The organism is Aeromonas sp. ZOR0002 (assembly GCF_963866995.1).
Classification (GTDB): domain Bacteria; phylum Pseudomonadota; class Gammaproteobacteria; order Enterobacterales; family Aeromonadaceae; genus Aeromonas; species Aeromonas caviae.
Genome location: NZ_CAWMFQ010000170.1, coordinates 1 through 3,188 on the forward strand (window position 1 = coordinate 1; position 3,188 = coordinate 3,188).

Here is a 3,188-nt window from a genome sequence, read left to right on the forward strand (position 1 = left end):
CTCGTCACTGTGTGACTTCTGCATAAAAAACGCCCCGCAATTGCGGGGCGTTTTGATTGCCATGGACGGCAGCGTTTTGCTGCGGCCCTGTTTCTGCGGCGCTTACTTTTGTGGACGCAAGGCCGGGAACAGGATGACGTCGCGGATGGTGTGGCTGTTGGTGAACAGCATCACCAGACGGTCGATACCGATACCCTGACCGGCGGTCGGCGGCAGACCGTGCTCCAGCGCGGTGACGAAGTCGGCGTCGTAGAACATGGCTTCGTCGTCCCCTGCGGCTTTCTGGTCAACCTGGGCCTGGAAGCGCTCGGCCTGATCTTCCGCATCGTTCAGCTCGGAGAAGCCGTTGGCCAGCTCGCGGCCGCCGATGAAGAACTCGAAGCGGTCGGTGACGTCCGGGTTCTGGTCGTTGCGACGGGCCAGCGGGGAGACGGCAGCCGGGTACTCGGTGATGAAGGTCGGTTGCAGCAGCATGTGTTCAACGGTCTCTTCGAAGATCGCGGTGATCACGTGGCCCAGCTCCCAGCTCTTCATCAGCTCGATCTTCAGACCCTTGGCGACGGCAGTAGCCTTCTCCAGAGTGGCCAGATCGTCACGGGTGACATCCGGGTTGTACTTCAGGATGGAGTCCACCATGGAGAGGCGCTGGAACGGCTGACCGAAATCGATAGTCAGACCCTCTTCACCCTCTTTGGCGTAACGGATCCTGGTGTCGCCCAGGATGTCCTGTGCCAGGGTGCGCAGCATCTCTTCGGTCAGGTCCATCAGGTCGATGTAGTCGGCGTAGGCCATATAGAACTCGAGCATGGTGAACTCGGGGTTATGGCGAACGGAGATACCTTCGTTACGGAAGTTGCGGTTGATCTCGTAGACACGCTCGAAACCACCAACCACCAGACGCTTCAGATAGAGCTCCGGAGCGATACGCAGGTACATGTCGATGTCCAGCGCATTGTGGTGAGTGATGAACGGACGTGCGGAGGCGCCACCCGGGATGACTTGCATCATGGGGGTTTCCACTTCCATGAAACGCTTGTCGTTCAGGAACTTGCGGATACCGGCCACCACCTTGGTGCGGGTTACGAAGGTCTTGCGGGACTCTTCGTTGGCGATCAGGTCCAGATAACGCTGACGGCAGCGGGCTTCCTGGTCGGTCAGACCCTTGTGCTTCTCGGGCAGCGGGCGCAGGGCCTTGGTCAGCAGGCGGATGGTGGAGACGTGTACGGAGAGCTCACCGGCGTTGGTGCGGAACAGGGTGCCCTCGACACCGACGATGTCACCCAGATCCCACTTCTTGAACTGCTCGTTGTAGAAGCCTTCCGGCAGGTCGTCACGGGTCACGTAGATCTGGATCTTGCCAGCCATGTCCTGCAGGGTCGCGAAAGACGCCTTGCCCATGATCCGGCGGGTCATGATGCGACCGGCAATCTTCACCTGTTTACCCAGGGCGACCAGCTCGTCATTGCTCTTGTCGCCGAATTCGGCGTGCAGATCGCCGGAGAGGCTGTCACGACGGAAATCGTTGGGGAAGGGGTTGCCCTGGGCGCGCAAGGCGGCCAGCTTGGAGCGACGCTCAAGCATCTCGTTGTTCAGTTCGAGAGTCTGGTCGACTTCCGGGGTGGTGGTTTGTTCAGACATGGTGATTCCTGCTGCTCTATTTACAGGCCTGATTTCAGGCTGGCTTCGATAAACTTGTCCAAGTCGCCGTCGAGTACCGATTGGGTATTGCGGGTTTCGACGCCGGTGCGCAGATCCTTGATACGGGAATCATCCAGTACGTAGGAGCGGATCTGGCTGCCCCAGCCGATGTCGGACTTGGTCTCTTCGAGGGCTTGCTTCTCAGCGTTCTGCTTTTGAATTTCCAGCTCGTAGAGCTTGGCCTTCAACTGCTTCATACACTGATCTTTGTTCTTGTGCTGGGAACGGTCGTTCTGGCACTGCACCACCACGCCGGTCGGCACGTGGGTGATACGCACCGCGGACTCGGTCCGGTTGACGTGCTGACCACCGGCACCGGAGGCGCGGTAGACGTCGATGCGAAGATCAGCCGGGTTGATCTCGATCTCGATGTCATCATCGATCTCGGGGTAGACGAACACGGAGCAGAACGAGGTGTGGCGACGGCCGCCGGAATCGAACGGCGACTTGCGTACCAGACGGTGCACGCCGGTCTCGGTGCGCAGCCAGCCGAAGGCATACTCGCCGGTGAACTTGATGGTGGCGGACTTGATGCCGGCCACGTCGCCCTCGGAGCATTCGATGAGCTCGGGCTTGTAGCCGTGGGCATCACCCCAGCGCAGGTACATGCGCAGCACCATGTTGGCCCAGTCCTGGGCCTCGGTGCCGCCGGAACCGGACTGGATGTCGATGTAGCAGTCGGAACCGTCGTGCTGACCGGAGAACATGCGACGGAACTCGAGATCCACCAGCTTGGCCTCCAGCTCGTCCGCTTCGACCACGGCTTCGTTGAAGGTCTCTTCGTCTTCGCCTTCGACGGCCAAGCTGACCAGCATCTCGACGTCATCGACGCCCTGGGTCAGGGTATCGATGGTGCTGACGACGTTCTCCAGGGAGACGCGCTCCTTGCCCAGCGCCTGTGCGCGCTCGGGTTCGTTCCAGACATCCGGCTGTTCCAGCTCGGCATTGACCTCTTCTAGACGCTCTTTCTTGGCGTCATAGTCAAAGGTACCCCCTAAGCAGCTCGGTCCTCTCAGACAGCTCCTTAAGCTTGTTTAATACAGGATTGACTTCAAACATCGTGAAAACTCTCGGGGTCGATGTGATTTAAAAACGGGATATTCTAGCCAATTGCAGAAGGAATAAACAGGGTTGGCTGGCCCCGCTCTTTTTCCTGCTCCAATTTTCCGCAGCATTTTTAAAATTTCCGCGTAAAATATCGTCACTCACGCCATTCTCCGCTTCAGTTTTGCGCAGATTGGCCGCTAACAACACACAGTGCCACGCACTCCCGATTGATCCTGTTCCCGACCCCCACAAGAAGAAAACACGATGAAAAACCTATCACTCAAGCAGAAGATACTGTTGTCTGTGGTCATCGCCTTGTCACTGGTGATCCTGCTGCTCTCCTGGCAGAGCTACACCAGCCAGAAGTCCATGCTGCTGCAAGGCAGTCAGGAACAGGTGCAGCGCCTCGGCAGCCAGCAGGCCGCCAGTGTCAGCGACTGGCT

General features: G+C 58.8%; 2 protein-coding genes. Both read right to left on the reverse strand.

Features of this window, described 5'->3' with window-relative positions; translation table 11 throughout:
• Positions 1-102: 102 nt before the first annotated feature.
• Positions 103-1,638 (reverse strand): lysine--tRNA ligase, encoded by a 1,536-nt coding sequence (gene lysS, locus AACR77_RS09925; protein WP_042881160.1) that lies wholly within the window; start codon positions 1,636-1,638, stop codon positions 103-105.
• 20 nt (positions 1,639-1,658) lie between these two features.
• Positions 1,659-2,757 (reverse strand): peptide chain release factor 2 gene (gene prfB / locus AACR77_RS09930; RefSeq protein WP_102948437.1). Its coding sequence is split into 2 segments (ribosomal slippage): positions 1,659-2,681 and positions 2,683-2,757, totalling 1,098 coding nucleotides; the frame shifts between segments, so codons are not numbered across the junction.
• Between the last annotated feature and the right edge of the window lie 431 nt (positions 2,758-3,188).

Bases quoted from the DNA above. Each gene is read 5' to 3' on its own strand.
- lysS (WP_042881160.1), bottom strand. From the start codon at position 1,638: ATGTCTGAACAAACCACCACCCCGGAAGTCGACCAGACTCTCGAACTG.